Raw genomic sequence first — 25897 nt, 5'->3', positions numbered from 1 at the left:
AGTCCAGACAGCTCTAGTTGCTTGGTTGGACGCTGAGGGCCGATTCGCGACCCAACGGGGATAAATCCCCTCGCCACAGGTTATTGCCCGTCAGATCAACGGGTGCCGCACTGGATATCCAGGGTCAGTGCGTTGAGGTAGGCGTTCTCCACCACATGTCGCACCAGCGCGGCGAACTCCTCTGGCAGGCCCATGCGCCGGGGAAACAGCAAGCCGTTGACGATGGTCTCCGAGACTTTTGCCGGCATGCCCGCGGACATGCCGGACTCGAACAGTCCCGGCGCCAGGCTCACCACGCGGATCCCGTGTTCGGCCAGGTCGCGGGCGATCGGCAGGGTCATGCCAATGACCCCGGCCTTGCTCGCACTGTAGGCCGCTTGCCCCATCTGCCCCTCACGCGCAGCACCCGACGCCGTGTTGATGATCACCCCGCGCTCGCCACTGTCCCCGGGCGTGTTCGTGGACATGGCCAGGGCGGCGTGGCGGATCATGTTGAAGGTACCGGTGAGGTTGACCCCCAGCACACGGTTCCACAGTTCGGTTGGAAACAGCTGGCCCTTGGAAAGAGTCTTGCACGGCCCCAGGATTCCCGCGCAGTTGACCGCCACATGCACCGCGCCAAAGCGTTGCACCACGGTGTCGATGGCCGCCTTGACGCTGGCTTCGTCGGACACGTCGACCGCGACGCCGACCATGCCATCGAGCGCTGCATCAAGCCGTTGTTGATCCAGGTCGAACCCCACCACCCTGGCCCCGGCTGCCGCCAGTGCCTTGCAAGTGGCCAGGCCAAGTCCCGATGCCGCGCCCGTGACGACGGCTACTTTATTATCCAGTTTCATTGTGATTCCTTCGTGAGTACCCAAAGCGGGACCGGAAGGATCTTAGAAAACAAGCCGGCCCTCTCGTCCCCCCCTTTGCGGATGGACTACGCGTTGAATCCGGGCAACACCACAGGGGCTCAAAAGGCACTATCTTAAAATCTTGACCTGCATCGACAGGTTGGCTAGTTTCGCCCGGCGCGTGAGTCGCCGTGACCGTGGCGCGAGGATAGAAAGTTGTCAGACACCCCAGCCAGACACCTGGTCTCGACCCGGTTTTCGCCACCGCGCATCGGCACTCGCCACGTGCCTCGCAGCGCCCTGCTCGCTCAGCTCAAACGCATGCATCACTGCAAACTGGCGCTGGTCACCGGTGCGGCGGGTTACGGCAAGACGACCTTGATGGCGCAGTGGCGCCAGGACCGGCTCATGGCCGGCGCGGAAGTTGCCTGGGTTTCGCTGATGGCCGAAGACAAGGGGTACACCGCCTTCTGCACAGCGTTATTTGAAGGGTTGCGCCGGCTGGGCATCGAAGTGGACATCGACCTGTTGCGCGAAGACCACACGCTGCCGGCGATGCAAACCTGTGTCGCCATCATCGTCGAAGCGGCGGCCATGCTGAGCAAGGAGCTGTACCTGATCGTCGACGACTACCACCATGTGGAAGTCCCCCATGCGCACAAACTGATTCAAACACTGCTCGACCACAGCCCGGGCAACCTGCATCTGGTGCTGGCCTCGCGGGTCAACCCACCGCTAAGCCTGTCGCGCCTGCGTGTCATGGACCAGGTGGTGGAAATCGAAAGCGCCGAGTTGCCGTTCGACCTTGCCGAGACCCGCACCTTCGTCGAAGAGAACCTGGGCACCGACAAGATCAATGCCGATGAGCTGAGCCTGATCCATGACCTCACCAGTGGCTGGCCGTCGTGCCTGCAACTGATCGTCATCATGCTCAAGAACCGCCCCTCTACCCGCTCGTTGCTCAATGACCTGGTCTGGCGCTCCAGCGACCTGCAAAGCTACCTGAGCGAAGAAGTGGTGGCGCACCTGCCGGACGAACTGGTCGAAGTGGCCGAGGCGTTGTCGATCTTCCGTCGGTTCAACGCCGCCATGGCCATGGCCGTGACCGGCAATGCCGGGGCCGGTGAACTGCTGCAGCGCATGGAAGACGAGAACCTGCTGATCCAGCGGGTCGACTCCGAAGACCGCATGACCTGGTATCGCTTCCAGCCGTTGTTCGGTGAGTTCCTCAGCACGCGCCTGGAGCGTCGGGGTCGGGATATCCGCGCCTTGCACCGCCTCGGCGCCCAATGGTTCGCCGGGCACAACTGCCTGACCGAAGCGGTTCGCCACGCCAGCCTGGGTGACGACATCGATTTTGCGATACGGGTGATCGAGCAGGCAGCGCCAGCCACCTGGAGCCTGGAGTACCTCGCCCCGACCCTGCGCCTGCTGGAGCGCATGCCCGAGGATGTGCTGTTTTCCCATCAACGCCTGCTGTTCCTGGCCTGCGTCACGGTTTCGCTGACGTCACGCCCCGGCAGGGCAAAATCCTGGCTCGAGCGTCTACAGGCCAGCGACCTCAGCGCACACCCCGAACTGGTCAGCGGCCTGCCAGTGATCCACGCGGCCATCGCCATCCAGGAAGACGACAGCGAGCGAACCATCGGCCTGCTGGAGCACGTGCGCGATGCACCGATGGAAAACCCCTTCCTGCGCTATATGCTGCTGGCGGCACTGAGCGTTGCCTATTACACGGCCGGACGTTACGCCGATGCCCGGCGCCTGTTCGACATCCATCCGATACCGGCGCAGGATCGCGGCAACGACATGGCACTGGTCGCGGAATCGGCGCGCTTGACCACCTACATGATGAGCGGCGAGATCGGCGTGGCCGAACCGCTGGTATCCGAATTGCTGGAGCGCTCCACCCGCGAAGGCGGGCACCGTTCGATTTGCGCCAACCTCTGTGCCAGCCTCCTGGCCGATGCGTTCTACGAACTCGACCGCATCGATGACGCGCGCGAGCTGATCGCCAACCGTTTCGGCTTGCTGCACTCCTCCGTCCCCGATGTCATCGTGCGCACCAACATCAGCCGCAGCCGGCTCGACCTGCTGCAGAAAGGCCCGGATGCCGCGCTGACCTTCCTGCGCCAGCAAATCGCCCACTTGCGCAGCCTGGGGCAGATTCGCCCGGTGGCCCAGTTGCTGGGCGAACAGATCCGCGTAAGCCTGATCAAGGGCCAGCGCAATCAAGCGGTGGAGTTATTGCAATCGCTTGAAGAGTTTGTCCGCGACCACGGCAGCGAGCGCGGTGGCCGGGCGGAACTGCCAGCGATTGCCGCATTGGCCCGCGCACGGGTGCTCATCAGCGAGGATTCCCAGGCAGCCCTGCAGGCGTTGCAAACGGTGAGAGACCACGCCGAACGTTTCCATCGCCATCGCCTCGCGGTGCTGGTCGACCTGCTGTCGGCCGGCGTGCTGCAAGACCTCGATCGTCCCGAAGAGTCCCTCGAGTGCCTGCGCCGGTCCGTGGAAGCCGGACAGCGCCTGGGGCTGATTCGCACCTTGCTGGACGAAGGCGCATTGAGCGAGAAACTGCTTGGCCGTCTTTCCCAAACCCCTCTTGAAGATCCCGTGCGCCGGTACGTGGACCAACTGATCGATAAGTTGACCGGCCCCTGTGCACCGGCTCCGGCAACACCTGCACGGCGCAAGGCGAAAACGGGGCAAGAGCCACAATTGACACCCCGGGAACGCGAGATTCTCAGCCTTGTGGCCCAGGCCATGTCGAGCAAGCGCATCGCCCATACGCTGGACATCACCCTGGACACCGTGAAGTGGAACCTGCGCAATATCTACGCCAAGCTCGGGGTGTCCAGCCGCTACGACGCCATGGTCTGGGCGCGCAACCATAAACTGATCGACTGACCGTTACCGACTCGCCGCTGAACCCAGTTCGGATCGCGCGCCTGATGCATCATCAGAGCACTTCGAACAACCCGGCGGCACCCATGCCGCCGCCGACACACATACTGACGACCACGTACTTCACGCCGCGGCGCTTACCCTCCAGCAACGCATGGCCGACCATGCGCGCACCGCTCATGCCGTAGGGGTGACCGATGGCGATCGCGCCGCCGTTGACGTTCATTCTTGCCGGATCGATGCCCAGGGCCTGCGCGCTGTAGAGCACCTGGCAGGCAAAGGCCTCGTTGATCTCCCACAGGCCGATATCATCCACGCGCAGTCCGTGCTGACGCAGCAACTTGGGGATCGCCAGTACCGGCCCGATACCCATTTCTTCCGGCGCCAGGCCCGCCACGGCGATGCCGCGATACAAGCCCAGCGGGCGCACCGCGGAACGGGCTGCCAGCGCGCCACTCATCAGCACACAGGCACTGGCGCCATCGGACAATTGACTGGCGTTGCCCGCGGTGATGCAGCCACCTTCAAGCACGGGGGCCAGGGCTTGCAGATTGGCGAGGGTGGTCTGTGGGCGATTGCCCTCATCCTGGGTCAGGCGCACGGCTTCATGGGTGACGACGCCACTCTGCTTGTCGACGACTTTCTTGCGCACGCTGACCGGTACGATTTCAGCGGCGAACAGGCCCGCCGCCTGGGCCGCTGCGGTACGTTGCTGGGATTGCAGGCTGTAGGCGTCCTGGGCTTCACGACTGATGTGGTAACGCCGGGCGACGATTTCTGCGGTTCGCAGCATCGGCATGTAGGCATGCTCGGCCATGCGCAACACATTGGCATCCTGTTCGGCGGCAGCGAACTGCGTGTGCGGGTTTTGCACCAGGCTGATCTGCTCCTGGCCGGCACCGACGGTGACCTGCATGCCATCGACCATGATCTGTTTGGCGGCAATCGAGATCGCCATCAGCCCCGACGCGCACTGACGGTCGATGGTCTGGCCGCTGACCGACAATGGCAGGCCGGCCGCCAGAGCCGACAGGCGCGCCAGGTTGGTCGCCGCGGTACCGCCCTGCATGGCCGTGCCCATCACAAGGTCGTCGATTTCGCCCGGTTCGATGCCCGCGCGCTCGACGGCGGCACGAATGGCCACCGCGCTCATCGACGGCGATTTGAAATCATTGAACGCACCGCGAAAGGCCTTGGCGATCGGCGTGCGGGCAGTGGAAACGATAACGGCGTCTTGCATGGTATTGCGCTCCAGCGCTGGGTCGCAGGGCAAGCGGCGCAATGCCGCCCGCAGGGATTGGGCAATCGGCGCCAGGTGGCGCCGATCATCGAGGGCAGAGGATCTGCGTGGGAGGCAGCGTAGCCAGCCGGCGGCATGGCCCGCCCCTCCCTTTGTGGCAACACTGGCGGGATGATTCAGAACGCGAAGTGGTCCTCTGGCATCGCCATCAGGCAACCGGCACCTTCGAGCAATGCCTCGCGGTGGGCTCCGGCCCGTGGCAGCACCCGTCGCAGGTAGAAGTCGGCCGATTGCAGCTTGGCCTGATAGAACGCCGCTTCCCCGGTACCGGCCTGCAGTGCCTCACTGGCACGCACAGCCGCCTGCAACCACAAGGCTGCCAACATCACGTAGGCCGAATAGGCGAGGAAGTCCACCGACACCGCGCCGATCTCTTCGGGGTCGCGGCGGCAGGCCTGCAACACCGAGTCAGCCAGCGCCCGCCACTCCTGCAGGCGTTGGGCGACCCGCTTGGCCATTTCGGGCATTGCCGTGGCCAATGCGGCCTGGGTGGCCAGTTCGTCAATCAATGCATTGAGTTCGCTGCCATCGTCGCCGAGCAACTTGCGGCGGATCAAGTCCAGCGCCTGGATACCATTGGTACCTTCATATAGCTGGGTGATGCGGCTGTCGCGCATCAGTTGCTCTATGCCCCATTCACGGATAAACCCGTGACCGCCGTACAACTGCACGCCGAGGCTGGCCACTTCCTGCCCGCAGTCGGTGAAGAACGCCTTGATCATGGGGATGAGCAACGCCGCGCGACGGGTGGCGGCATCCCGTTGAACCGGGTCGGTGGCGCCGTGTTCGAGGTCCAGTTGCCGGGCAGCGTAGGCGGCCAGCATGCGACAACCTTCGCTGAGGGTCTTCTGGGTGAGCAACATGCGCCGCACATCCGGGTGCACGATGATCGGGTCGGCAGGTTTTTCCGGCGCCACGGGGCCTGTGATCGCCCGCGACTGCAAGCGCTCGCGGGCATAGGCCAGGCCGCCCTGGAATGCCGCTTCGGCGATACCCAGGCCCTGCAGCCCGACCTGGAAGCGTGCATCGTTCATCATGGTGAACATGCAGGCCAGGCCCTGGTTCGGTTGACCCACCAGCCAGCCGGTGGCGCCGTCGAAATTCATCACACAGGTGGAGGCGCCCTTGATGCCCATCTTGTGTTCCAGCGCGCCACAGCCCAGCGAGTTGCGGTCGCCAAGCGAGCCATCGGCGTTGACCAGCCGCTTGGGCACCAGGAACAGGCTGATACCCTTGACGCCCGGTGGTGCGTCGGGCAAACGGGCGAGCACCAGGTGAATGATGTTGTCAGTGAAGTCCTGCTCGCCGCCGCTGATGAAGATCTTGCTGCCACTGAGCCGGTAGCTGCCGTCGGCCTGAAGCTGGGCGCGGGTACGCAACAGCGCCAGGTCAGTCCCGGCCTGGGGCTCGGTGAGGCACATGGTGCCGGTCCACTCGCCGCTGACCAATGGCCCCAGATAGCGCTGCTTGAGCGCCTCGCTGCCGTGGCGATGCAGGGCCAGCACCGTGCCTTCGGTCAGCCCGGAATAGACGCGGAACGACAGCGAGGCGCTCATCAGCATCTCGTGGAAGCTCGCCGAAACCATTTGCGGAAAGCCCTGGCCATCATAGTCCAGCGGCCCGGTCATGCTGGCCCAGCCTTGCTCGACAAAGAGCTTGTAGGCCTGGGCAAAACCATCGGGTGTGGTGACTTTGCCGTTCTCCAGGCGACAGCCCTGCTCGTCACTGTTGCGATTGAGCGGCGCTACCACTTCGGCGGTGAACCGCGCGGCCTCTTCGAGCACGCCGTCGATGGTCTCGCGGTCCAGGCCATTGCCCAGTTGCTGGCAATGCCCGGTCACGTCAAACAGTTCATGCAGGACAAAACGCATGTCGCGCAGCGGTGCCTGATAGTTCATGCCCGCCCCTCCACATCGCTGCGGCCCATTGTGCCGCCCCTTACAAACGTCGCCTGCTGTACGTTGATTCCGTTGCTCACACCGACACTCCCCAAACTGAAAAGAAGGATTGCCGACACCCTAAGCAGCTGCCTACTATTTGAGAAATTTCATTTTCTTATGCGTGATATTTGCAAAATGAATACAACCAACTTCGACCTCAACCTGCTGCGCATCCTCGACGTGTTGCTGCGCGAACAGAACGTGTCCCGCGCCGCCGAGCGCCTGGCCCTCAGCCAGCCGACCGTGAGTAACGCCCTGGCCCGCCTGCGCGAACAGCTCGATGATCCGTTGCTGGTGCGTATCGGCCGGCGCATGCAACCGACGCCCAAGGCCCTGGCACTGGAAGGCCCGATTCGCGCGGCGTTGCAGCAGATCGAACAGACCCTCAACGTCGACGAAAGCTTCGACCCACGGTCCAGCCGGCAGACCTTTCGAATTGCCATGACCGATTTTGTCGAACAGGTGTGCATGCCGAGCCTGCTGCGGCATTTGCAAGACTGCGCCCCCAACCTGCGCCTGGACATCGCCCCACTGGCGCCCAGCCTGCCGATCGATGCCCTGGATCGCGGGCAACTCGACATGGTGCTGGGCCGCTTTGACGAAATCCCGGCACGCTTCGCCCGCCATCACTGGCGCAGCGAAACGCTTCAGGTCGCGTTGCGCCAGGACCATCCGCTGGTCCCGGGTGCGCTGGACCTGGAAACCTTTCTGCGTTTGCGCCACCTCTGGGTGCATGGCGGCCAGACCCGTGGCATGGTCGATCAATGGCTGGGCGAACAGGGACTGTCACGGCAAATCGTCTACACCACCCCCAACTACCTGCAGGCAGCGCATCTGGTCGCGGCCTCGGACCTGTGCGTGGTGTTGCCGACCCAACTGGCGCGCAACTTCGCGACGCTGCTGCCGTTGCAGCTGCATGATTTGCCGTTTGCACTGGACGCCTTCGACCTCGACCTGGTGTACCTGGCGCAACGTGGACAGGATCGAGCAGTGAACTGGTTGGTGGGAGAACTTTTGCGGGTCGGCAAAAACCGATGACTTCTGTTTCCCACGACCATCAGTTGGCAGCCGACCAGACTTTTTGACGGCTCAGGACGCAGGTATGCGTCTCGCCCACGAGATCGGCGTAAAGACCTGGAGCGGTCGCGCCTTCGGTACTGATGAACAGGATTCGGGACTTTTCATCGATGCCGATGTCAGCAGCAGGTGCGCCTGAGTCAACCAGGTGCATCAGACCTGCCAGCCCTGCCACTGCCGACTCGCCTGCCACGAGCGGTATATCACGGGCACTGCCAGCCGCCAGGCGACGCATCGCAGCCACCGCCTCGGCGTCATCGATGATCATGAAGAAATCGACGCAGGGCTGCAAAAAGCGCCAGGCCAGCGGGGAGGTTTCTCCGCACGCCAGGCCTGCCATTACCGAATCAACCGAGCCTGTGGCTTTAGCCGCCTCACCCGTCAACGCACTTCGATAGAGGCAATCGGCTTGCTGCGGCTCTACCACGACGAAGACCGGTCGCTGCTCGCCGTACCACTCCCACAGGTAACTCGCGACACCAGCGGCAAGCCCGCCGACGCCGCCCTGCAGGAAGACATGGGTAAATGGCGGGGTCTTGCCATCACCCTCCTTCAACGCCTCGATGACTTCCGCCGCGAGGGTGCCGTAGCCTTGCATCACGTCGCGCGGGATCACCTCGTAACCTTCATAGGAGGTGTCGGAGACGACCATCCAGCCATGCTCGGCTGCGAGCGAAGCGGCCTTCTCCACTGACTCGTCGTAGTTGCCGGTGATTCGAACGATTTGCGCACCGTACGCCGCAATGGCTTGTTCGCGCTCAACGCTGACATTGGCGTGCAACACGACGACGCAGCGGCAGCCGATGCTTTGAGCCGCCGCCGCAAGGGCCCGGCCATGGTTGCCGTCAGTCGCACTGATGACAGTGAAATGCGCCAATGCATCAGCGTGCTTGCCCTCCAACAGATCGTGTGGCGCAAAGCGCTGCTCGGGGAAGGTCCTGAGGATCAGGCGAACCAGGGCAATCGGCGCGCCCAACGCCTTGAAGCTTCCCAGGATCGAGCGCACTGACTCGTCCTTCACCAGGATCTGTTCGACGCCCAGTTCTTCGGCAAGATCTGGCAGTGAATAGAGCGGTGTTCCTGCCGGGTTCAATAGAGACCACCGGGACAGCCACTGGCGGCTCTCGTTGGCCTTTTCAACGCTCATGACATCCTTCAGCGATTCTGGATACGGCTGATGGGTCACATTGGGATTGGCGATAAACATCGGCTTCGGTACTCCGTTGAGCTGGCAATAGTGGTCTCATACCGCTGGGACGAACCCGGCAGCCAGGAAAGAATTCAATAGACGCCGAGGCGACGACTCACGACGTCGAGCAGCACTTGCGCCCCCTGGATCAACTGGTCGTCATCGGTGTATTCACGAGGGTTGTGGCTGATTCCACCGCGGCTGGGGACGAAGATCATTGCAGCCGGCGCGATGCGGGCGATCATCTGGGCGTCATGGCCTGCACCTGAGGTCATCCTTTGATGGGAGAAACCCAGGCGCCGCGCTGAAGCCTCAATTTCGTCGGCGAGACCGGCATCGAAGATCACCGGCTGGAAACGAACCAGGCGTTCCGTGGTGATGGTCACGCCTTCACGCTGCGCAATGGCCGCCAGGTACTGCGCCAGGCGGGTTTCGGCGTTGACGAGCCTGGTTTCGTCGGGATCGCGCAGGTCAACAGTGAACGTCGCCTTGCGCGGTATGACATTGATCACATTGGGTTCGAATGTCATGCAACCGACGGTTGCAAGCGTCGATTCACCTTCCATAGCAATCCCACGCAGCTCTGCCACGATGGAACTCGCGACAAAGCCCGCGTCATGGCGCAGGCGCGTTGGCGTGGTGCCTGCGTGGTTGGCGTTGCCCTTCACTTCCACCCGTTGCCAGGAAATGCCCTGAAGGTTCTCTACAACACCAATCAGGGTATTTTCGGCTTCGAGGATCGGCCCCTGCTCGATGTGCAGTTCGATGTACGCGTGGGGCACAATGGCACCGGGCTCCAGGGAACCCGCGTAGCCAATCCGCTCGAGCTCATCGCCAAGACGCGTCCCATCGGTACCGATGGTTGCCAGGGCCTCCTCAACCGCCATTCCCCCCGCGTATACCAGCGACCCCATCATGTCCGGCTGGTACCGGACACCTTCCTCGTTGGTAAAGGCGCCTACCGTGATTGAACGCTGCGGTAGAACACCTGCATCCCGGTAGGCCCGCAGGACCGCAAGGCCTGCCAGCACGCCATAACAACCGTCCAATGCGCCTGCGTTGGTCACGGTGTCGATGTGCGAGCCCATCATGAGCGGGCGTTGGTCACCCTGGTCGCTCGGCGATCGCAACGTGCCGAAGATGTTGCCGACACGGTCAATCTGAATATCGAGATCGAGCTCGCGCATCCAGGCCACCACCTGGTCGCGCCCGGCTTTTTCGCAATCGGTGAGTGCAATGCGGGTACGCCCTCCGTCTACCGGATCGGCCCCCAGCTCACCCAGCGCGCGAATTTGCTCAATCAAAAGAGGGCCATTCAGCCGTAACTCAGGTCGCACGCTCATCAAATTTCCCTCAACAATCGGGCAGCCAACGGCCTGTCCCTGCATTGATGAAAATTCTATTAGCCTGTTGCGCAGTAAAACGTTGATTTTCGCCGCCAAAATGAACTTTTATTGCATTGTTTCCCGCTCGCCACACTTTTATGGACTGAACGCATGAGCCTCGACCATTTTGACCTTGCCTTGCTGGATGCCATTCAACGGGATGCCAACACCTCCCAGCAGGACCTGGGCGCCCAGGTAAACCTGTCCAGCGCTGCGGTAAACAGGCGCTTGAAAAAGATGACTGTCGACGGGGTGATCGTAGGGACGGTCGCGCAGATCAATCCCGTCGAGGTGGGATACACGCTCACCGTGATTGCGGCGCTGGAAGTTGAGGACGAGCGCCTGGACAAGCTCGACAGCATGAAACGCATCTTTCTTGCGTGCCCGCAGGTCCAGCAGTGCTACTACGTCGCCGGCGAGTTCGATTTCGTCCTGATCATGCTGGTGAAAAACATGGAGCAATACACACAACTGACGCGCGAGCTGTTTTTCCAAGGCAATAACGTCAAGCGCTTCAAGACCCTGGTGTCCATGAGCACCGTGAAATCCGGCCTCTTTGTGCCCACCGTGTCCCGTGAATGAGTGCGGTAGCCAGGCGACGCCACCTCGGCAAAGCTTTACCGAACCTGCTCAGCGTGTCGCAACAACTCCACCAACCGGGCATGCAACGCAGGATCGCCACAGGCGACGACACTCCCGCCATGTTGAGCTGTGCTGCCATCCCAGGCGGTAATCACGCCACCGGCACCTTCGATTATCGGTATCAACGCCTGAACGTCGTAGGGTTGCAGGCTCGCTTCGATAATCACATCGACGAACCCTGAAGCGAGCATGCAGTACGCATAGCAATCACCGCCAAAGCGAACCAGTTGCGCCTGGCTTGCCACGGATTGAAAAGCATCCCGCCGCTCGGCGGTGTCGAACATATCGGGTGTTGTACACATCAGTGTTGCCGAGGAGATGCCCTGGCATGGGCGTGTCTGCAACTTCGTACCATTGCGCCATGCACCCTGCGCAGTGCCAATATAGCGCTCACCGGTGAAAGGCTGATTCATGACCCCCAGCACGGGGCGCAGACCATCGTTGAGGGCTATGAGTGTTCCCCACAGTGGCAAGCCGGTAATGAACGCTCGAGTACCATCGATAGGATCAAGCACCCAGGTCAATTCGCTGCTGCCAACGATCGAGCCCTCTTCCTCACCCAGGATTCCGTGTGCGGGATACCGATCCTGAATGAGCTCACGCATGGCTCGCTCAGCCGCCTTGTCGGCCAAGGTCACCGGGTCGAAGACACGACCGCCCTTATCCTCCACATCCAGCCTTGCTCGAAAATACGGCTGAATGGCCGCGGCGGCAGCCTCGGCCAACTGCTCGGCGAAGGCTTGATATTCAGCAGATTGATCAGCGCTGACGGACATCGATCATTACCTCATTCAAGAGAAAAGACTTGATCTTATCTGAGCAGACGCCCAAGTCCATCTCAAATCAGCCGGGCCGTGACTACAATCACTGGACAACCTGTTCGGCAAACGAAAGTACGCTCATTCGATACCTTTCTGCCCCGGGACTTCGACCATGGCTACTAAAACCGCAATTGTATTCGCAGGGGGCGGCAGCCTCGGTGCGGTGCAGGTGGGCATGTTGCGGGCCCTGGTCGAGGCCAATGTTCGATTCGACATGGTGGTCGGCGCTTCGGTAGGCGCTATCAACGGTGCCTACTTTGCCGCACGGCCCGATTCTGATGGTGTCGAGGCGCTCGCCGGATTCTGGCGCGGGCTGTGTAAAAACGACATCTTTCCCCTCTCCTGGCTCGATACCTGTAGAGGACTGATCAAACGGCGTGGTTATCTGTTGCAGCCCGCGGCCTTGCACCGATTGCTGGGTCAGGCACTGCCCATTCATCGCATCGAGGACGCCGTGCTACCCCTGCACATCGTCACCACCGACCTGCTCAGCGGTGCCGAGGCCGTTCTGTCCAGTGGCGAACTCGAGCAGGCGTTACTGGCCAGCGCGGCCATCCCGCTGGTGTTCCCCTGCGTACAGATCGCCGACCGGTTCCTGGTTGACGGCGGCGTGGCCAGCAATACGCCCATTTCCACTGCCGTCGCCCTGGGCGCCACCAACGTCGTGGTCATCCCCACCGGCGTGAGTTGCGCCCTGACAGAACCGCCCCGAGGCCTGGTCGCCCTGGCCCTGCACACCGTCAACCTGATGAGCATGCGCCAACTGGTGAGCGACATCGAACACTTCCGTACGCTCACCAGCCTGCACATCGTTCCGCCCTTGTGCCCGGTGGATGTCTCGGTGTTCAACTTTGACCAGACCGAGTCCTTGCTGCAGCGCGCCTATGAGCAGACCCTGCGTTGGCTGGAACGTGGAGGGCTTGAACGCACCAAGGTACCGGGTGCGCTGACCCTCCATTCACATGCCCATGAGCATTGATCGGGCCGGGATCAAACCTGGCCCTGTTTGATAAGCCAGGAGAAATGCTCGACCGCCAACCGATAGCCTTGGGTACCAAAGCCCGCCAGTACGGCTTTCGCTGCCTTGGACACATAGGATAAATGACGGAACGATTCGCGCTGATGCACGTTGGAGATATGCACCTCGATCACCGGTACTTCGGCGGCAATCAAGGCGTCGTGGATGGCGACTGAAGTGTGCGTCCATGCCCCGGGATTGATCACGATGCCGCTGACGCGACCCCGTGCCTGGTGGATCCAGTCGATCATTTGGCCTTCATGGTTGGTCTGCTGGAACTCGATGGCCAATTCCAGGTGAGCGCCCGTTTCGCGGCAACGCAGCTCCACATCGGCCAGCGTTTCATGCCCGTATACCGCCGGTTCCCTGAGGCCCAGCATGTTCAGGTTGGGCCCGTTGAGGATCAAAATCGTCTTCATTGCAAATCCTTGATGTGGTTTCAGTGGTTGCTGGCGCGAATCGCTGTGAGCCGTGCCTGATGGTATTCATGGGCTTGCGTGGGTCTTGCATCTCGCTTGCCGAGGTCTGCCATGGGAATTCGGGAGGTCTCTGGCGCGCTCCACGCGGCAATGCCTGCGAGCAGCGCACAGACGCAGGCAATAGAGCCCACGATCAACGGGATGTTTTCGCTGCCCGGTCCAGCAACCCATGCGAACAGCGCCGGAAGCATGGCGGTGATGAACAGGCCGGAGTTTTGTGCGATGGCCATGGCCGACACGCGATAGCGGGTTTCGAACTGCTCGGGGAAGAAAGACGGGAAGACCGCGTTGTAACCCTGATAAACCATGCCCCACATCAACAGGGAGGTCGCGAATGCCAACGGCAGGCTGTGGATACTGATTGCATACAGGTAGACGAACGACATCAATCCGCAACCCAACGCACTGGCCATGATCAATGGACGACGGCCAATTTTGTCGGACAGGCTACCGACGAAAGGAATGCACAACACCGCGACCAGGTTGCCCGCGACCGGAATCCACAGGTAGACGCTTTTGTCGAAGCCGATGCCATAGGCAGGTTGCACCGCATAGGCCGCACCGAAAACGGTTGTCACGACCGGGATCACGTTCATCAGCGATACACCGACCACCACCAGCATGCCGCGCCAGCTGTGCTTGAAGGCGGCAACCACGGGCGACTCTACAGCGGTTTGTTTGTCGTTTTGCGCCACGAATGCCGGGGGCTCCTCCACTTCACGACGGATGATGAAGCCTGCAATCAACACAACCGCGCTCATGAGAAATGGGATGCGCCAACCCCAGGTACTAAATGCCTCGCTCGACATGAAGTACGCCAGCGGAAGAAAAATGGCCGCGGCGAGCACTTGCCCGGCTTGCACACCCTGGAGTGTGAAACTGCCGAAATACCCTCGTCGTCCTTGCGGCGCGTGTTCGAGAATCATCGAGCTTGCGCCGGAGATTTCGCCGGCAACGGCAAACCCTTGAACCAGTCTTAGCAGCACGAGCAGGATTGGCGCCCAGATACCGATGTGTTCATAGGTCGGCAGTAGCCCCACGGCCATGGTGGCGAACCCCATCAGGAACATGCACAGCAGGAGAACGTTTTTCCGGCCCCGGGTATCGCCCCAATGCCCGAGAAAAAACGCACCGACGGGACGTGCGATGTAACCCACGCCATAGGTGGCCATGGAAGCCACGATGGCTATCTTCGGATCCGTGGAAGGGAAAAACAGCTGCGGAAAGATAAGCGCGGCGGCCTGGGCGTATATGAAGAAATCGTAGTACTCCAGTGCCGAGCCAATCCAGCCGCTGGCCGTTGCCTTTTTCGCCTGACGCGCACGATGCTGTTCGCTCTCTAATGACGTTGTCATTGGATGCCTCCGGTTATTGTTTTTATTGGTTGGTCAGGGCGCCGCGAGCAGCCCCTTTTTGCACACAGCATCAGGCAGGGTTCAGGCCTGCCTGATGTTTATGTCGGGTCGATTTGCACAATGCTGCCTGAGCGCGCCGCTTCGGCAATCGCCTCGGTGATGATCAGGTTCCGCAGGCCGTCACGCACCGTAACCAGCGGTTCCTCAGTGCCTCGGATGACGTTGCAGAAATGCTCCAGCTGGCGCTCCAGCGGATCCTGGCGAACGACTTGCGCCGTGGCTGACTGGAAAGGTTTCCACCATGAACGGTCTTCGGGCTGCGCGTAGTACTTGAGGCGCATGGTCGGCACGGATAGCGAACCGCCCTTGCCACAAATCACATAGCAGTCTTCATCGTCGTACGAGGGGTAGCTGGCGTTCTCCTGGGAAGTCTGCTCCCAGCTGCGAGCACTGCCCGCACTGTCGCAGAGCATGAACGAGCCCAAGGCTCCGTTCTCGAACCGCAGGCCGATGCACACGGTGTCTTCGACGGGGAAACCACGCGCCGCGTTGGACTGCATGGCCTGTACGGCAACAATCTCACCGCACAGCGACCGCAGGTTGCCGATCTCGTGGATCATATTGATGAGGATGGGACCGCCGCCCTCCTCGCGTCTCCAGGCAGCGGCATCGAAATAGTCGTCCGGCTTGTAGAACAGCGCGCTCCCCTGCACCGCCACCAAATCGCCGAGTACACCTTCTCGAACCAGCTCCCGGGCCTTGGCGAGAATCGGGCTGTGCGCGCGATGGTGGCCTACCAGTAACCTGGCGTTTGCAGCGTCGGCGATAGCGAGCAATCGCTTGCCCTCATCGACGCTGTGGGCCACGGGTTTTTCGATCAGTGCCGCGATACCGGCATCGATGCACTGCAACGTCTGTTCGACGTGCAGGGCATTGGGCGTTGCGAGAATGACGCCGTCAGGTTTCTCTGCGGCGAAACAGGCCAGCAAGTCGGGGTATTGCGCCACGCCCAGCGCTGCCAGGTAGTCCGCTGGAACCGGCATGGGATCGATGATGGCGGCGAGTGTGCAAGATGGGCTGGCTTGCACGAGTTCGATATGACGGCGACCGATGAGCCCGGCGCCGGCGATGGCAATTCTGACTTTGGACATGTTTGATCTTCGCAAGCATTGTTTTTGTATTCGCGCCAGGGCGATGAAGCCACGACACGATCTGCTAGGATCAAGCCTACTATCAACTTTTAAGACCATAATTCGCCAGTATGGAAAATCAGAATTCTCCGCTAGTGAACAATGATCCTTTTTTACGGGACTTGCTTCTCTTCTCGACGATCGCCAAACGCGCCAGCTTCATCGCCGCAGGCAGCGAGCTGGGTATCTCCCCGGCCCATGTCAGCAAACGCATCGCCGCACTGGAAGAGACCTTGGGATGCAAGCTGTTCAACCGCACAACCCGCCGCGTCTCGATTACTTCGGATGGTGAAGTGATGCTGGTCTGGGCCCAGACCATCATGGACAACGTCAACGGCATGCTCGAGACCTCGCTGGGCGACCGGGTCGAACCCAGGGGCACATTGAGGATCAGCACCAGCCATCGCCTGGGTAGATTCCATATCGCCCCGATCCTGGCGCTGCTGCGCAAGCGTTATCCGAAGCTGGAGGTCTGGCTGGAACTCGTTGATCGTCGCACCGACCTGATTGCGGAGAAATTCGACATCGACATACGCATCGGAGAGGTCAACGAGCAGAACCTCATTGCGCACAAGATCGCCGAAAGCCATCGCATACTCTGTGCGGCGCCCAGCTACCTGGAAGACAGGGGCCATCCCTCGATGCTGTCCGAACTCACGCTGCACGATTGCCTGTTGTTCCGCGGGCGCGACCAGAGCTTTGGAGTGTGGCGCCTGGAAGGGCCAAATGGCATGGAAAGCGTCAAGGTGACCGGGCCGATGGCCTCCAATCACAGTGATGTAGTGCGTGAGTGGTCGCATGAAGGATTCGGCATCATCATGGCTTCCACCTGGGACGTCGCGCCCAGCATCGAAGAGGGGAAACTGGTGCGTATCCTCTCCTCCTATCGACAGACAGCCAACGTATCCGCGGTGACCACCGTTCGCGCATCGGGGTCGGCGAAGATCAACGTGTGCCTGGAGTTCCTGACTGCACAGCTCAATGCAGGTGCTTACGCGTTGAAGGGTTTTTAGCTGCGTGCCGTTCTACTGCCTGGTTTTGCGCGCTGCGCTGACCAATCTTTCCAACCAATCCTGGTGACCATTGATCATCGGGTTGGGCTTGGCCGTGGCTAGCGCTTGTGCAGGTTTTCCCTTCTGCGTTTCTTGCGTGAGGATGCGCACGCGTCCGCCAGGCAAATCCTCAATCAGCCAGGCATGGTGAACATCCAGTCGGGTGTCGCCCTCACCTGCCCAACCATGCCAGGCAATTCGTCCTGGCCGGCCATGGACTGGCGGTACGTATTCATTGCATTGCGCCTCGACCGGAAACCCGAAGGTTTCAAAATAGAAACGCCTGCGATCTTCCAGTTGCGGGCCCTTGAGGTCATAAAAACGTACATTCGCCGAGTTGGCGTAGTAGGTCGGCCACTGTGGTGCGTTGCTCAGCAACGGCCAGATATCAGCCGCACTCAGACCGGCGACGATGATTTCGTTGGACGCAAAGTTTTCGGTGAAACCCGGTAGGTAGCCTTCCGGCCAGAAGATCTGGTTCATGTTCGGCACTCAGAAAAATGGACTGGCGCCATACTGGGTGCTAGCTTGAAATAACTCCAATCGCCATATTTTATTCAGAGCATCATGATTTCTGATATCAGACGCCTCGACTTCAACCTTCTTAAAACCCTCGACGCTCTTCTCGACGAACGCAGCGTGACACGAGCCGCAGAACGACTGGCGCTCACCCAGCCCGCCGTCAGCGGAATGCTTACCCGGTTAAGGGAAAGTTTTGACGACCCACTGTTCGTGCGAGCGCAGCGCGGCATTGTCCCAACCTTACGGGCCCAGCAACTGGCGGCGCCGTTGAAGCAACTGCTCAGCGATATCGAAAACCTTCTGCAACCCCAAGCCTTCGATCCCGACGTCGCTGACATGACGATCACGATAGCCTCCACCGACTACGCCTTGCGCGCCGTCGTAGCACCTTTGTTGAGCGAGTTGAGAAAGCGCGCGCCCAACATCCGGGTGGCAGTCCAGTCCCTCGACAATCAGCATCTGCTCAGCCAGCTCGAGCGTGGTGATGTCGACTTGGCGCTGATGACGCCAGAAAGCACGGCGCCGGGCCTGCATGCAGTGAAGCTGTTCGACGAGCGTTATGTTTGCGTGATGCGCAATGATCATCCTGACGCCGGCCGTGGAGCATTATCCCTGGACCGCTTTTGCGCCCTTGATCATGTGCTGGCGTCCTCCTCTGGAGACGCATTCCAGGGCGTGACTGATCAAGCGCTCGCCCGAATCGGCCGGGCACGGCGAGTGATGACCTCGGTCACCAGCTTTTTGGTCATCCCGGAAATCTTGTTGGTCAGTGACATGATTGCCGTGGTGCCTCGTCGGCTGGCCTTGCACTGCGATGGCCTGACAATGCTCGAGCCCCCGGTCGATATACCCGGTTTCAGCAAAATGTTGGCCTGGCATGAACGAACCCACCGTGACGCGGGTCAGGCGTGGCTGCGGTCACTCTTGATCGAAACTTGCCAGGCGCTTGGCTGATTGCAGTGAACGCCAGCCTCAAGCTACAGAGGTAAAGGTCTGTCCTGCACGACCCGCTTCATCACCAGCGTTGAGGTCAGGCGCTGAACGTTGGGCAACGTCGAAAGGCTCTCATCGTAGAGCCGCTGAAAGGCCGGCAAGTCTTGTGTAATGACGTGAAGCAGGTAGTCCGGTTCGCCAAACAACCGCTGGGCATCGACCACCTGCGGGATGTCCACGAGTGCCGTCTCAAACGCCTCGACAGCCCGCCTGTCACCCTCGCGTAACGTGGCAAAAACCATCGCGGAAAAATTCAGGCCCAACGCGCCAGGATCCAGTTGCGCTCTATAGCCAAGCAACACCCCCGACTCTTCCAGTGCCCGCACTCGACGATGGCAAGGAGAAAGGCTCAGCCCCACGCGCTCGGCGAGGTCGGTGACTGAAAGTCGACCATCCTTTTGCAGCTCAGAAAGAATCTTTCGATCAATCCGGTCCATTTAGAAGTTCCTTCTATTAGCGCGCAACTGCACGATCATATTTGGAAATAAATTCTAACAGGATTTCATTATTCTTCCTGCATCCAAACTGCCCGGAGCAAGACGATGCAGAGCGCCCTTTATCAGCAGCACAAGTGGCTCGCGCCATGACCTTGAGTGTTTTCGTTGCCTTCTGGGCGGTATCCATCCTGTTCGTCATCACACCGGGTGCCGATTGGGCCTATGCGATTTCCGCCGGGCTCAGGGGCCGAGTCGTCATCCCGGCCGTGGGCGGGTTGCTGTCCGGCCACTTGCTAGCCACGGTGATTGTGGCCGCCGGTGTCGGGACGCTGGTGACCAACCACCCCTTTGCCCTGTCAGTGCTCACCGTTGCGGGGGCGGGTTATCTGCTTTGGCTGGGCATTAACCTGCTTGCCCGCCCCGCTACACCGCACGCTGATGGCATCCAGGTGTCGAGTTCCTCGATGCGCTGGGCGCTCAAGGGCCTTTGCGTCAGCGGGCTGAATCCAAAAGTGTTCCTGCTATTCCTGGCACTGCTGCCTCAATTCGCTGACGCTACGGCTGCCTGGCCGGTACCGATACAGATGATTGCGCTGGGTCTGATCCACACCGTCAGTTGTGGCGTTATCTACCTGCTGGTGGGATTTGGCTCACAGGTGGTGCTCAAGGCCCGCCCAGCTGCGGCACGCGGGGTCAGCCGTTTTTCCGGGGTGACCATGATCATCATTGCGGCCGTTCTGCTCAGCGAGCAGATCCAGGGGTGGTGAGGCACTGATTTGCGTCTTCGGCCAGTCCGTTGGAATGTATCCATTACAATTGTTTGATTGTCATGTTTCGCAGCCGTAGCATCTATTCACACAATCGGTTTGGGGAGCGCCATCGACTTCACATGGATCTGCCCGATTCCTGATCCATCAACGGAGGAAGAAGCCATCATGCACATCGCGATCCTGACCTTTGAAGGCTACAACGAACTCGACTCACTGATTGCCCTGGGCATCTTGAATCGAATCAGGAAGCCAGGCTGGCGTGTGTCGATTGCCAGCCCGACCGCCAGGGTTCGCTCCATGAACGGGGTTGTCATCGAATCCCACGTGTCGCTGCGAGAAGCGAACGAGGCTGACGCCGTCATCGTCGGTAGTGGCATGCAAACCCGGGAGGTGGTCGCCGATCCTGCGCTCATGGCGCAGTTGCAACTGGACCCTTCCCGGCAACTGCTGGGTGCACAGTGCTCTGGAACCTTGATCCTGGCAAAACTCGGATTGCTCAAAAACGTACCCGCGTGCACCGATTTGACGACGAAACCCTGGGTTCAGGAAGCGGGTGTCGACGTCCTCAACCAGGCTTTTTTTGCCAATGGCAACATCGCGACGGCGGGTGGTTGCCTCGCCTCCCAGTACCTGGCCACCTGGATTATCGCTCGACTCGAAGGCATCGATGCTGCGCAAAGCGCGCTCCATTACGTCGCGCCGGTCGGTGAGAAGGACGACTACGTGTCCCGCGCCATGGGCAATATCACGCCATATCTGCCATCTGAAAAATCTGCCATCCAGATTCGCTGATGATGGCATCTCTCTATCCTCCCGCAAGAGGACAGAGACTCATCAATCGGCACCCTCAATCCGCTTGCACAGTCACTTGATGCTGCTCACCCAACCCGGCGATGCCCAGGCGCATCGTCTGCCCTGCACGCAGGAACACCGGCTGCGGCTTGATGCCCAGGCCGACGCCCGGTGGCGTGCCAGTTGAAATCACATCGCCTGGTTGCAGGCTCATGCAGCGGCTCAGGTAGGCGATCAGTTGCGGCACATTGAAGATCAGCGTGCGCGTGTTGCCTTGCTGGTAGCGGTGGCCGTCGACTTCCAGCCACAGGTCCAGCGCATGGGGGTCGGCAATTTCGTCGCGGGTGACCAGCCACGGGCCGAGCGGGCCGAACGTATCGAAGCCTTTGCCCTTGTCCCAGGTACCGCCGCGCTCCAGTTGCCATTCGCGCTCCGAGACATCGTTGATCACGCAGTACCCGGCGACATGCTCCATGGCGTTGGCTTCGTCGATGTAGCGCCCGCCTTTGCCGATGACCACGCCGAGCTCCACTTCCCAATCGGTCTTGAGCGAGCCCCGCGGGATCTCGATGTTGTCGTTCGGGCCGCAGATGGCGCTGGTCCATTTGCTGAAGATGATCGGCTCCTTGGGCACTTCCATGTTCGACTCGGCCGCATGGTCGGCGTAGTTCAGGCCGATGCAGATGAATTTCCCGACTTGCCCGACGCACGCGCCAATACGCGGTTGCCCGGCAACGATCGGCAGGCTGGTTGGATCGATCGCGGCAAGCGCTGCCAGGCTTTCAGGGCTCAGGACCTGCCCGGCGATATCCGGTATGTGGCCCGAGAGATCGCGCACTTGGTTGTCGGCATCCAGCAGGCCGGGCTTCTCCGAACCTTTTTCGCCATAACGCAACAGTTTCATGTAGTTCTCCTGCTTGATCGGAAAATGCAAATCGGGTGTCAGATGCTCATGCCGCCATCGATGATGTGCACACCACCCGTGGTGTAGGCCGACGCATCGCTGCCCAGGTACAAGGCCAACTGGGCGATCTCTTCGGCGCTACCGATTCGTCCCATGGGCTGACGGTCGAGGAATTGCCGGTAGACCTGTGCTTCGTCAACGCCCTGCTGCAGGGCCTGGGCGGCAATGCGCTGGCGCAGCGAGGGCGACTCCACGGTACCCGGGCAAATCGCATTGCAGCGAATGCCTTGGCCAATGAAGTCAGCGGCAACAGCCTTGGTCAACCCCACCACGGCGGCCTTGCTGGCAGCATAGGCGAATCGGTTGGGCACGCCTTTGACACTCGACACCTCCGAAGACATGTTGATGATCGAACCGCCACCACGCTCCAGCATGCCGGGCAGGAACGTGCGAATCATCCGGTACATGGCCGTGACGTTGATGTCCATCGAACGCGCCCAGGATGCTTCGTCACATTCGAGAATGTTGCCGCTGGCCACATAACCCGCACAGTTGAACAGTACGTCCAGTCCACCGATGCGTTCGCAGGTTTCGCCGATGGCACGGGCGGACGTCACGTCCAGGCTGAGGGCGGTGATGCCCTCGATGCCCGCCAGCCCCTGGATGTCGATGTCCGTGGCAAACACCTCGGCACCGGCCTCGGCAAAGGCCAGGGCACTGGCCAAGCCGATGCCCTGCCCCGCTGCCGTGATCAGCACTCGTTTGTCCTGCAGGTTCATGCCGTCTCCAGCTTCGCGGTGGTGGTTGCGGTTTTGGCGGTTTTGCCGAGCATCGATGCGGGAATGGCCAGGATCAGCCCGCCGCTGATGAACAGGCACAGCGCCAACACGTAGGTACCGTTGTTGATATTGCCGGTGAGGTTCTCCGCCACCGCAGTGATCATCGAGCCGGTGAAGCCGGACAGGTTGCCGAAGGCGTTGATCATGCCAATGCCGGCGGCCGCCGCGACGCCCGACAGCACGGTCCCCGGCAGGGTCCAGAAAATCGGCATCAGGCTGAGAATGCCGGAAGCGGCGATACTGAGGAAGAACACCGACAGCACCAGGTTGTTGGCAAAGTAGGCGCTGAGGATCAGGCCAACGCCACCGACAAACGCAGGAATCGCCGCGTGCATGCGTCGCTCACCGGTGCGGTTGGAGTGGCGTGCGTTGAGCAGCATGGCCACGACTGCCACGGCATAGGGAATGGCGGTCAGCAAGCCGATGTGCAGGCTGTTGGTGATGCCGGTGCTCTTGATGATCGAGGGCATCCAGAACGCCAGGCCGTAAAAACCGGTGTTGAAGGTCAGCAGGATCAGCACCAGCAGCCACACCCGCGGATTGAAGAACACTTCACTCAGGCGCGAGGCCTTGCCCTGGTTGTCGGTTTGCAGATTGGCCTTGAGCAAGGCTTTTTCCGCAGCGGACAGCCATTTGGCGGAGTCGATGTTGTTGGCCAGGCAGACGATGACGACGAACGCCATGATCACCGACGGAATGCCTTCGATGATCAGCATCCATTGCCAGCCGGACATGCCATGCACGCCTTGCATGCTGTTCATCAACCAGCCCGAAAGGATGCCGCCAAGGGTCAGGCTGATCGGCATGGCCATCAGGAACCCGGACATCACCCGGCTTTGCCGATGGGTCGGAAACCAGTAGTTGAGGTAGAGAATCACCCCGGGAAAGAAGCCGGCTTCACAGATCCCCAGCAGGAAACGCAGCACGTAGAACATGGTGCTCGATTCGATATGGAAAAAACCCGCCAGTGGTACGGTGAAGGCCACGGCCATGGAGATCACGGCCCAGGTCAACATGATCCGGGCAATCCAGAAGCGTGCCCCGTAGCGATGCAGCAACAGGTTGCTCGGCACTTCAAAGAGGAAGTAGCCCCAGAAGAACATGCTGGCGCCCAAGGCATAGACGGTGTTGCTGAATTGCAGCTCGTTGAGCATATCGAGCTTGGCGAAGCCGATATTGACCCGGTCCAGGTATGCCGCCATGTAACACAGAAGGAGCACGGGAAGGATGCGCCAGATGACCTTGCGGTAGGTCCGGTCTTCAAAGTCGAGCTCACAGGCAGTCGCCTGCGCTGGTAATTGCTCGGATATCGTTTGCATGAGGTAACCCCTGGGCATGTGGACATGCCTGATTGTTTTTATCGAATGGGTCAGGCCGAATGAACCCTTCACTCGGCGATGGAGCGATGACTAGAGTGCCGCGGCAGTTTTTTCTCCATTGACCAGGCGCGTAAGCCCTAATGGATTACGGTTCTTGAGGGCTTGCGGGAGCAAGGCGTCAGGGAAGTTCTGATAGCACACCGGCCGCAGGAAACGATCGATGGCCAACGTCCCTACCGAAGTACCACGGGCATCGGACGTCGCCGGCCAGGGGCCGCCGTGGACCATGGCCTCGCAGACTTCCACACCGGTCGGGTAGCCATTGATCAGCACGCGGCCGACTTTTTGCTCAAGCACCGTGACCAGGTCGGCAGCCTGTTCAAGCTCTTCGAGCTCACCCACCAACGTCGCCGTCAATTGACCGCGCAAACCTTGCAGGGCCGCCAGCAGCTCGGTCCGATCGGCGACTTCAACCACCACGGTGGCCGGGCCGAAGATCTCTTCCTGCAACAGTTCACTCCCCGTCAGCAGCAGGCTGGCATCGGCCTGGAACAACTGGGCGTGGGCCTGGTTGCCCTGCTGCGCCTGCCCGGCCAGTCGGGTGATTTGCGGATGCGCGAGCAAGGCTTCGCAGCCCTGCACATAACTGCGCAGGCCACCGGCATTGAGCATGGTTTGCGAAGGTTGTTCGGCCAGCGAGGCACTGAGGGTCTGGACGAACGTGCTGAACGCCGCAGAGCGGATGCCGATGACCAGGCCGGGATTGGTGCAGAACTGCCCCGCGCCCATGACCACCGACGCCGACAGTTCAGCGGCGATACGTTCGCCGCGAACCTGCAACGCTTGGGGCAGTAGCAGTACCGGGTTGATGCTGCTCATCTCGGCGAACACCGGGATCGGCTGCGCACGTGCAGCCGCCATGTCGCACAGTGCCCTGCCGCCTTTGAGCGAACCGGTGAACCCGACGGCCTGAATCAGCGGATGCTTGACCAGCGCTTCGCCGACGCCAGCACCGAAGATCATGTTGAACACGCCCTTGGGCATGTCGGTCTGCTCGGCAGCCCGGATAATGGCTTCGGCCACCCGCTCGGCGGTCGCCATGTGCCCGCTGTGGGCCTTGAACACCACCGGGCAGCCCGCGGCGAGCGCGGCGGCGGTGTCGCCGCCGGCGGTGGAGAATGCCAATGGAAAGTTACTGGCGCCAAACACGGCCACCGGGCCGACGCCCAGGCGACACTGGCGTATATCGGCGCGCGGCAGGGGTTGGCGTGCGGGCAGTGGCAGATCGATGCGCGCACCGTAGAAGTCACCGCGACGCAGGGTCTGGGCGAATAATCGCATCTGACCGCTGGTGCGCGAGCGTTCGCCCTGGATGCGTGCCGGCGGCAGCGCCGTCTCCTGGCAGACCAGGGCGACAAATTCATCACCCAGTGCATCCAGCTCGCTGGCGATCGCCTCGAGGAATTGCGCCCGGCGCGCGGCTGGCAAGTTGCGGTAGATCGGGTCTGCGCAAGCGGCGGCCCTGGCGGCGGCGTCCACTTCCTCGACCGTGGCCTGGATGAAGGCTATGGGCAGCGCTTGCCCGGTCGTCGCGTCAACGCTGTGCAGCACGATCGATCCGGCGGCGCTGCGGCCACCGGCGATGAAATTGTGTCCGGACAGTTCGGGCATGACAGTCTCCTAACCCTGATTGGAAGCCAGGCGCTACTTTACGGGTGCGAATCGATTCATTCCCAATGGCATTTTCGGATTAACCGATAACGATTTGTTATCGAATAAACCTGCGTGCACCATAGGGCTGCAGGTGCATTTGGGTTGGGTGTATATCCATTCCTGTAGTAACGGCCCAGGGTATCGTCCTGAAGGCGGGCGCAAATCCTGTAGGAGCCCGGCTTGCCGGCGAAGGCGGCCTGGCAGACGATAATTGTCTTTCAGGTGTACATATCCATTCCTGCGGTAACGGCCACCTAGGGTTTCGCCCTTACGGCGAGTCACTTGGAAGAGCCCCAAGTAACCAAGGGCTCTTGCCCCTGGCGTTCGGTGCCTCGCTAAGGCTCGGCATACCCTCGCTCCGGTCCTGCTCCGTGGGTCGCCGCGATGGGCCATCCATGGCCCAGCGCGGCTAAA

23 protein-coding genes are annotated in these 25897 nt (G+C 61.0%); 8 read left to right on the top strand and 15 right to left on the bottom strand.

Annotated elements, in window-relative coordinates; translation table 11 throughout:
* Positions 1-95: 95 nt before the first annotated feature.
* A complete protein-coding gene (locus tag HFK74_RS18980; protein ID WP_180204796.1) occupies positions 96-839 on the bottom strand; it encodes an SDR family NAD(P)-dependent oxidoreductase in 744 nt (247 codons plus the stop codon).
* 216 nt (positions 840-1055) lie between these two features.
* Here HFK74_RS18980 and HFK74_RS18975 point away from each other — a divergent pair, with 216 nt between their 5' ends.
* Positions 1056-3749 carry a LuxR C-terminal-related transcriptional regulator gene (locus HFK74_RS18975; RefSeq protein WP_180204795.1) on the top strand — a complete coding sequence of 898 codons (2694 nt, stop codon included), beginning with the start codon at positions 1056-1058 and terminating at the stop codon, positions 3747-3749.
* 52 nt (positions 3750-3801) lie between these two features.
* On the opposite strand, the gene HFK74_RS18970 is transcribed toward HFK74_RS18975, so the two are convergent.
* A complete protein-coding gene (locus tag HFK74_RS18970) occupies positions 3802-4986 on the bottom strand; it encodes an acetyl-CoA C-acyltransferase (RefSeq protein ID WP_180204794.1) in 1185 nt (394 codons plus the stop codon).
* Between the two features lie 176 nt (positions 4987-5162).
* A complete protein-coding gene (locus HFK74_RS18965; protein WP_180204793.1) occupies positions 5163-6944 on the bottom strand; it encodes an acyl-CoA dehydrogenase C-terminal domain-containing protein in 1782 nt (593 codons plus the stop codon).
* A 177-nt stretch (positions 6945-7121) separates the two neighbouring features.
* Between HFK74_RS18965 and HFK74_RS18960 the strand changes: the two genes are divergently transcribed.
* The gene (locus HFK74_RS18960; protein ID WP_180204792.1) at positions 7122-8024 is read left to right on the top strand and encodes a LysR family transcriptional regulator; all 903 of its coding nucleotides are present in this window, start codon (positions 7122-7124) and stop codon (positions 8022-8024) included.
* A gap of 19 nt (positions 8025-8043) precedes the next feature.
* Here HFK74_RS18960 and HFK74_RS18955 read toward each other — a convergent pair whose 3' ends face one another.
* The gene (locus HFK74_RS18955; RefSeq protein ID WP_180204791.1) at positions 8044-9270 is read right to left on the bottom strand and encodes a diaminopropionate ammonia-lyase; all 1227 of its coding nucleotides are present in this window, start codon (positions 9268-9270) and stop codon (positions 8044-8046) included.
* 74 nt (positions 9271-9344) lie between these two features.
* Positions 9345-10595: a Zn-dependent hydrolase gene (locus tag HFK74_RS18950; protein ID WP_180204790.1), complete on the bottom strand. Its 1251-nt coding sequence runs from the start codon at positions 10593-10595 to the stop codon at positions 9345-9347.
* A gap of 153 nt (positions 10596-10748) precedes the next feature.
* Here HFK74_RS18950 and HFK74_RS18945 point away from each other — a divergent pair, with 153 nt between their 5' ends.
* Positions 10749-11219, top strand: coding sequence for an Lrp/AsnC family transcriptional regulator (locus HFK74_RS18945; protein WP_180204789.1), 471 nt, complete (start codon positions 10749-10751; stop codon positions 11217-11219).
* A gap of 35 nt (positions 11220-11254) precedes the next feature.
* Here HFK74_RS18945 and hisN read toward each other — a convergent pair whose 3' ends face one another.
* Positions 11255-12055, bottom strand: a complete 801-nt coding sequence (gene hisN / locus HFK74_RS18940) for a histidinol-phosphatase (RefSeq protein ID WP_180204788.1) — start codon at positions 12053-12055, stop codon at positions 11255-11257.
* 157 nt (positions 12056-12212) lie between these two features.
* Here hisN and HFK74_RS18935 point away from each other — a divergent pair, with 157 nt between their 5' ends.
* Positions 12213-13079 carry a patatin-like phospholipase family protein gene (locus HFK74_RS18935; protein WP_180204787.1) on the top strand — a complete coding sequence of 289 codons (867 nt, stop codon included), beginning with the start codon at positions 12213-12215 and terminating at the stop codon, positions 13077-13079.
* Positions 13080-13090: 11 nt separating this feature from the next.
* On the opposite strand, the gene aroQ is transcribed toward HFK74_RS18935, so the two are convergent.
* The 3 genes from aroQ to HFK74_RS18920 all read right to left on the bottom strand — a co-directional run bounded on the left by aroQ (position 13091) and on the right by HFK74_RS18920 (position 16103).
* Positions 13091-13537, bottom strand: coding sequence for a type II 3-dehydroquinate dehydratase (gene aroQ, locus HFK74_RS18930; protein WP_180204786.1), 447 nt, complete (start codon positions 13535-13537; stop codon positions 13091-13093).
* A gap of 20 nt (positions 13538-13557) precedes the next feature.
* Entirely contained in the window at positions 13558-14952 is a 1395-nt protein-coding gene (locus tag HFK74_RS18925) for an MFS transporter (protein WP_180204785.1), read from the bottom strand.
* Positions 14953-15050: 98 nt separating this feature from the next.
* A complete protein-coding gene (locus tag HFK74_RS18920; RefSeq protein ID WP_180204784.1) occupies positions 15051-16103 on the bottom strand; it encodes a Gfo/Idh/MocA family protein in 1053 nt (350 codons plus the stop codon).
* 110 nt (positions 16104-16213) lie between these two features.
* Between HFK74_RS18920 and HFK74_RS18915 the strand changes: the two genes are divergently transcribed.
* Entirely contained in the window at positions 16214-17155 is a 942-nt protein-coding gene (locus HFK74_RS18915) for a LysR family transcriptional regulator (RefSeq protein WP_180204783.1), read from the top strand.
* 12 nt (positions 17156-17167) lie between these two features.
* On the opposite strand, the gene HFK74_RS18910 is transcribed toward HFK74_RS18915, so the two are convergent.
* Positions 17168-17677 carry an SRPBCC domain-containing protein gene (locus HFK74_RS18910; protein WP_180204782.1) on the bottom strand — a complete coding sequence of 170 codons (510 nt, stop codon included), beginning with the start codon at positions 17675-17677 and terminating at the stop codon, positions 17168-17170.
* A gap of 84 nt (positions 17678-17761) precedes the next feature.
* Here HFK74_RS18910 and HFK74_RS18905 point away from each other — a divergent pair, with 84 nt between their 5' ends.
* Entirely contained in the window at positions 17762-18670 is a 909-nt protein-coding gene (locus HFK74_RS18905; RefSeq protein WP_180204781.1) for a LysR family transcriptional regulator, read from the top strand.
* Between the two features lie 23 nt (positions 18671-18693).
* Here the strand turns inward: HFK74_RS18905 and HFK74_RS18900 are convergent, their stop codons facing one another.
* Entirely contained in the window at positions 18694-19146 is a 453-nt protein-coding gene (locus HFK74_RS18900; RefSeq protein WP_180204780.1) for an Lrp/AsnC family transcriptional regulator, read from the bottom strand.
* Positions 19147-19292: 146 nt separating this feature from the next.
* Here HFK74_RS18900 and HFK74_RS18895 point away from each other — a divergent pair, with 146 nt between their 5' ends.
* The gene (locus tag HFK74_RS18895; RefSeq protein ID WP_180204779.1) at positions 19293-19913 is read left to right on the top strand and encodes a LysE family translocator; all 621 of its coding nucleotides are present in this window, start codon (positions 19293-19295) and stop codon (positions 19911-19913) included.
* Between the two features lie 168 nt (positions 19914-20081).
* Entirely contained in the window at positions 20082-20708 is a 627-nt protein-coding gene (locus tag HFK74_RS18890; protein ID WP_180204778.1) for a DJ-1/PfpI family protein, read from the top strand.
* A 55-nt stretch (positions 20709-20763) separates the two neighbouring features.
* Here HFK74_RS18890 and HFK74_RS18885 read toward each other — a convergent pair whose 3' ends face one another.
* From HFK74_RS18885 to HFK74_RS18870, 4 genes are all read right to left on the bottom strand, one after another.
* Positions 20764-21612 (bottom strand): ureidoglycolate lyase, encoded by an 849-nt coding sequence (locus HFK74_RS18885; RefSeq protein ID WP_180204777.1) that lies wholly within the window; start codon positions 21610-21612, stop codon positions 20764-20766.
* Between the two features lie 38 nt (positions 21613-21650).
* On the bottom strand, positions 21651-22391 hold the full coding sequence (locus HFK74_RS18880) for an SDR family oxidoreductase (protein ID WP_180204776.1): 741 nt from the start codon (positions 22389-22391) through the stop codon (positions 21651-21653).
* The gene (locus tag HFK74_RS18875; RefSeq protein WP_180204775.1) at positions 22388-23770 is read right to left on the bottom strand and encodes an MFS transporter; all 1383 of its coding nucleotides are present in this window, start codon (positions 23768-23770) and stop codon (positions 22388-22390) included. The genes HFK74_RS18880 and HFK74_RS18875 overlap by 4 nt, the downstream gene beginning before the upstream one ends.
* A 90-nt stretch (positions 23771-23860) precedes the next feature.
* Entirely contained in the window at positions 23861-25441 is a 1581-nt protein-coding gene (locus HFK74_RS18870) for an aldehyde dehydrogenase (NADP(+)) (protein WP_180204774.1), read from the bottom strand.
* Positions 25442-25897: the final 456 nt, after the last annotated feature.

This window comes from Pseudomonas sp. SbOxS1, assembly GCF_013416725.1.
Lineage (GTDB): Bacteria > Pseudomonadota > Gammaproteobacteria > Pseudomonadales > Pseudomonadaceae > Aquipseudomonas.
The sequence above is the reverse complement of the archived record's forward strand: the minus strand, read 5'-3'. Positions and strand labels throughout refer to the sequence as shown.

Bases quoted from the DNA above. Each gene is read 5' to 3' on its own strand.
- HFK74_RS18900 (WP_180204780.1), bottom strand. From the start codon at position 19,146: ATGGACCGGATTGATCGAAAGATTCTTTCTGAGCTGCAAAAGGATGGT.
- HFK74_RS18890 (WP_180204778.1), top strand. From the start codon at position 20,082: ATGCACATCGCGATCCTGACCTTTGAAGGCTACAACGAACTCGACTCA.
- hisN (WP_180204788.1), bottom strand. From the start codon at position 12,055: ATGTCCGTCAGCGCTGATCAATCTGCTGAATATCAAGCCTTCGCCGAG.
- HFK74_RS18895 (WP_180204779.1), top strand. From the start codon at position 19,293: ATGACCTTGAGTGTTTTCGTTGCCTTCTGGGCGGTATCCATCCTGTTC.
- HFK74_RS18960 (WP_180204792.1), top strand. From the start codon at position 7,122: ATGAATACAACCAACTTCGACCTCAACCTGCTGCGCATCCTCGACGTG.
- HFK74_RS18935 (WP_180204787.1), top strand. From the start codon at position 12,213: ATGGCTACTAAAACCGCAATTGTATTCGCAGGGGGCGGCAGCCTCGGT.
- HFK74_RS18885 (WP_180204777.1), bottom strand. From the start codon at position 21,612: ATGAAACTGTTGCGTTATGGCGAAAAAGGTTCGGAGAAGCCCGGCCTG.
- HFK74_RS18905 (WP_180204781.1), top strand. From the start codon at position 17,762: ATGATTTCTGATATCAGACGCCTCGACTTCAACCTTCTTAAAACCCTC.
- HFK74_RS18910 (WP_180204782.1), bottom strand. From the start codon at position 17,677: ATGAACCAGATCTTCTGGCCGGAAGGCTACCTACCGGGTTTCACCGAA.
- HFK74_RS18970 (WP_180204794.1), bottom strand. From the start codon at position 4,986: ATGCAAGACGCCGTTATCGTTTCCACTGCCCGCACGCCGATCGCCAAG.
- HFK74_RS18925 (WP_180204785.1), bottom strand. From the start codon at position 14,952: ATGACAACGTCATTAGAGAGCGAACAGCATCGTGCGCGTCAGGCGAAA.
- aroQ (WP_180204786.1), bottom strand. From the start codon at position 13,537: ATGAAGACGATTTTGATCCTCAACGGGCCCAACCTGAACATGCTGGGC.
- HFK74_RS18875 (WP_180204775.1), bottom strand. From the start codon at position 23,770: ATGCAAACGATATCCGAGCAATTACCAGCGCAGGCGACTGCCTGTGAG.
- HFK74_RS18980 (WP_180204796.1), bottom strand. From the start codon at position 839: ATGAAACTGGATAATAAAGTAGCCGTCGTCACGGGCGCGGCATCGGGA.
- HFK74_RS18920 (WP_180204784.1), bottom strand. From the start codon at position 16,103: ATGTCCAAAGTCAGAATTGCCATCGCCGGCGCCGGGCTCATCGGTCGC.
- HFK74_RS18955 (WP_180204791.1), bottom strand. From the start codon at position 9,270: ATGTTTATCGCCAATCCCAATGTGACCCATCAGCCGTATCCAGAATCG.
- HFK74_RS18915 (WP_180204783.1), top strand. From the start codon at position 16,214: ATGGAAAATCAGAATTCTCCGCTAGTGAACAATGATCCTTTTTTACGG.
- HFK74_RS18965 (WP_180204793.1), bottom strand. From the start codon at position 6,944: ATGAACTATCAGGCACCGCTGCGCGACATGCGTTTTGTCCTGCATGAA.
- HFK74_RS18945 (WP_180204789.1), top strand. From the start codon at position 10,749: ATGAGCCTCGACCATTTTGACCTTGCCTTGCTGGATGCCATTCAACGG.
- HFK74_RS18950 (WP_180204790.1), bottom strand. From the start codon at position 10,595: ATGAGCGTGCGACCTGAGTTACGGCTGAATGGCCCTCTTTTGATTGAG.
- HFK74_RS18880 (WP_180204776.1), bottom strand. From the start codon at position 22,391: ATGAACCTGCAGGACAAACGAGTGCTGATCACGGCAGCGGGGCAGGGC.
- HFK74_RS18870 (WP_180204774.1), bottom strand. From the start codon at position 25,441: ATGCCCGAACTGTCCGGACACAATTTCATCGCCGGTGGCCGCAGCGCC.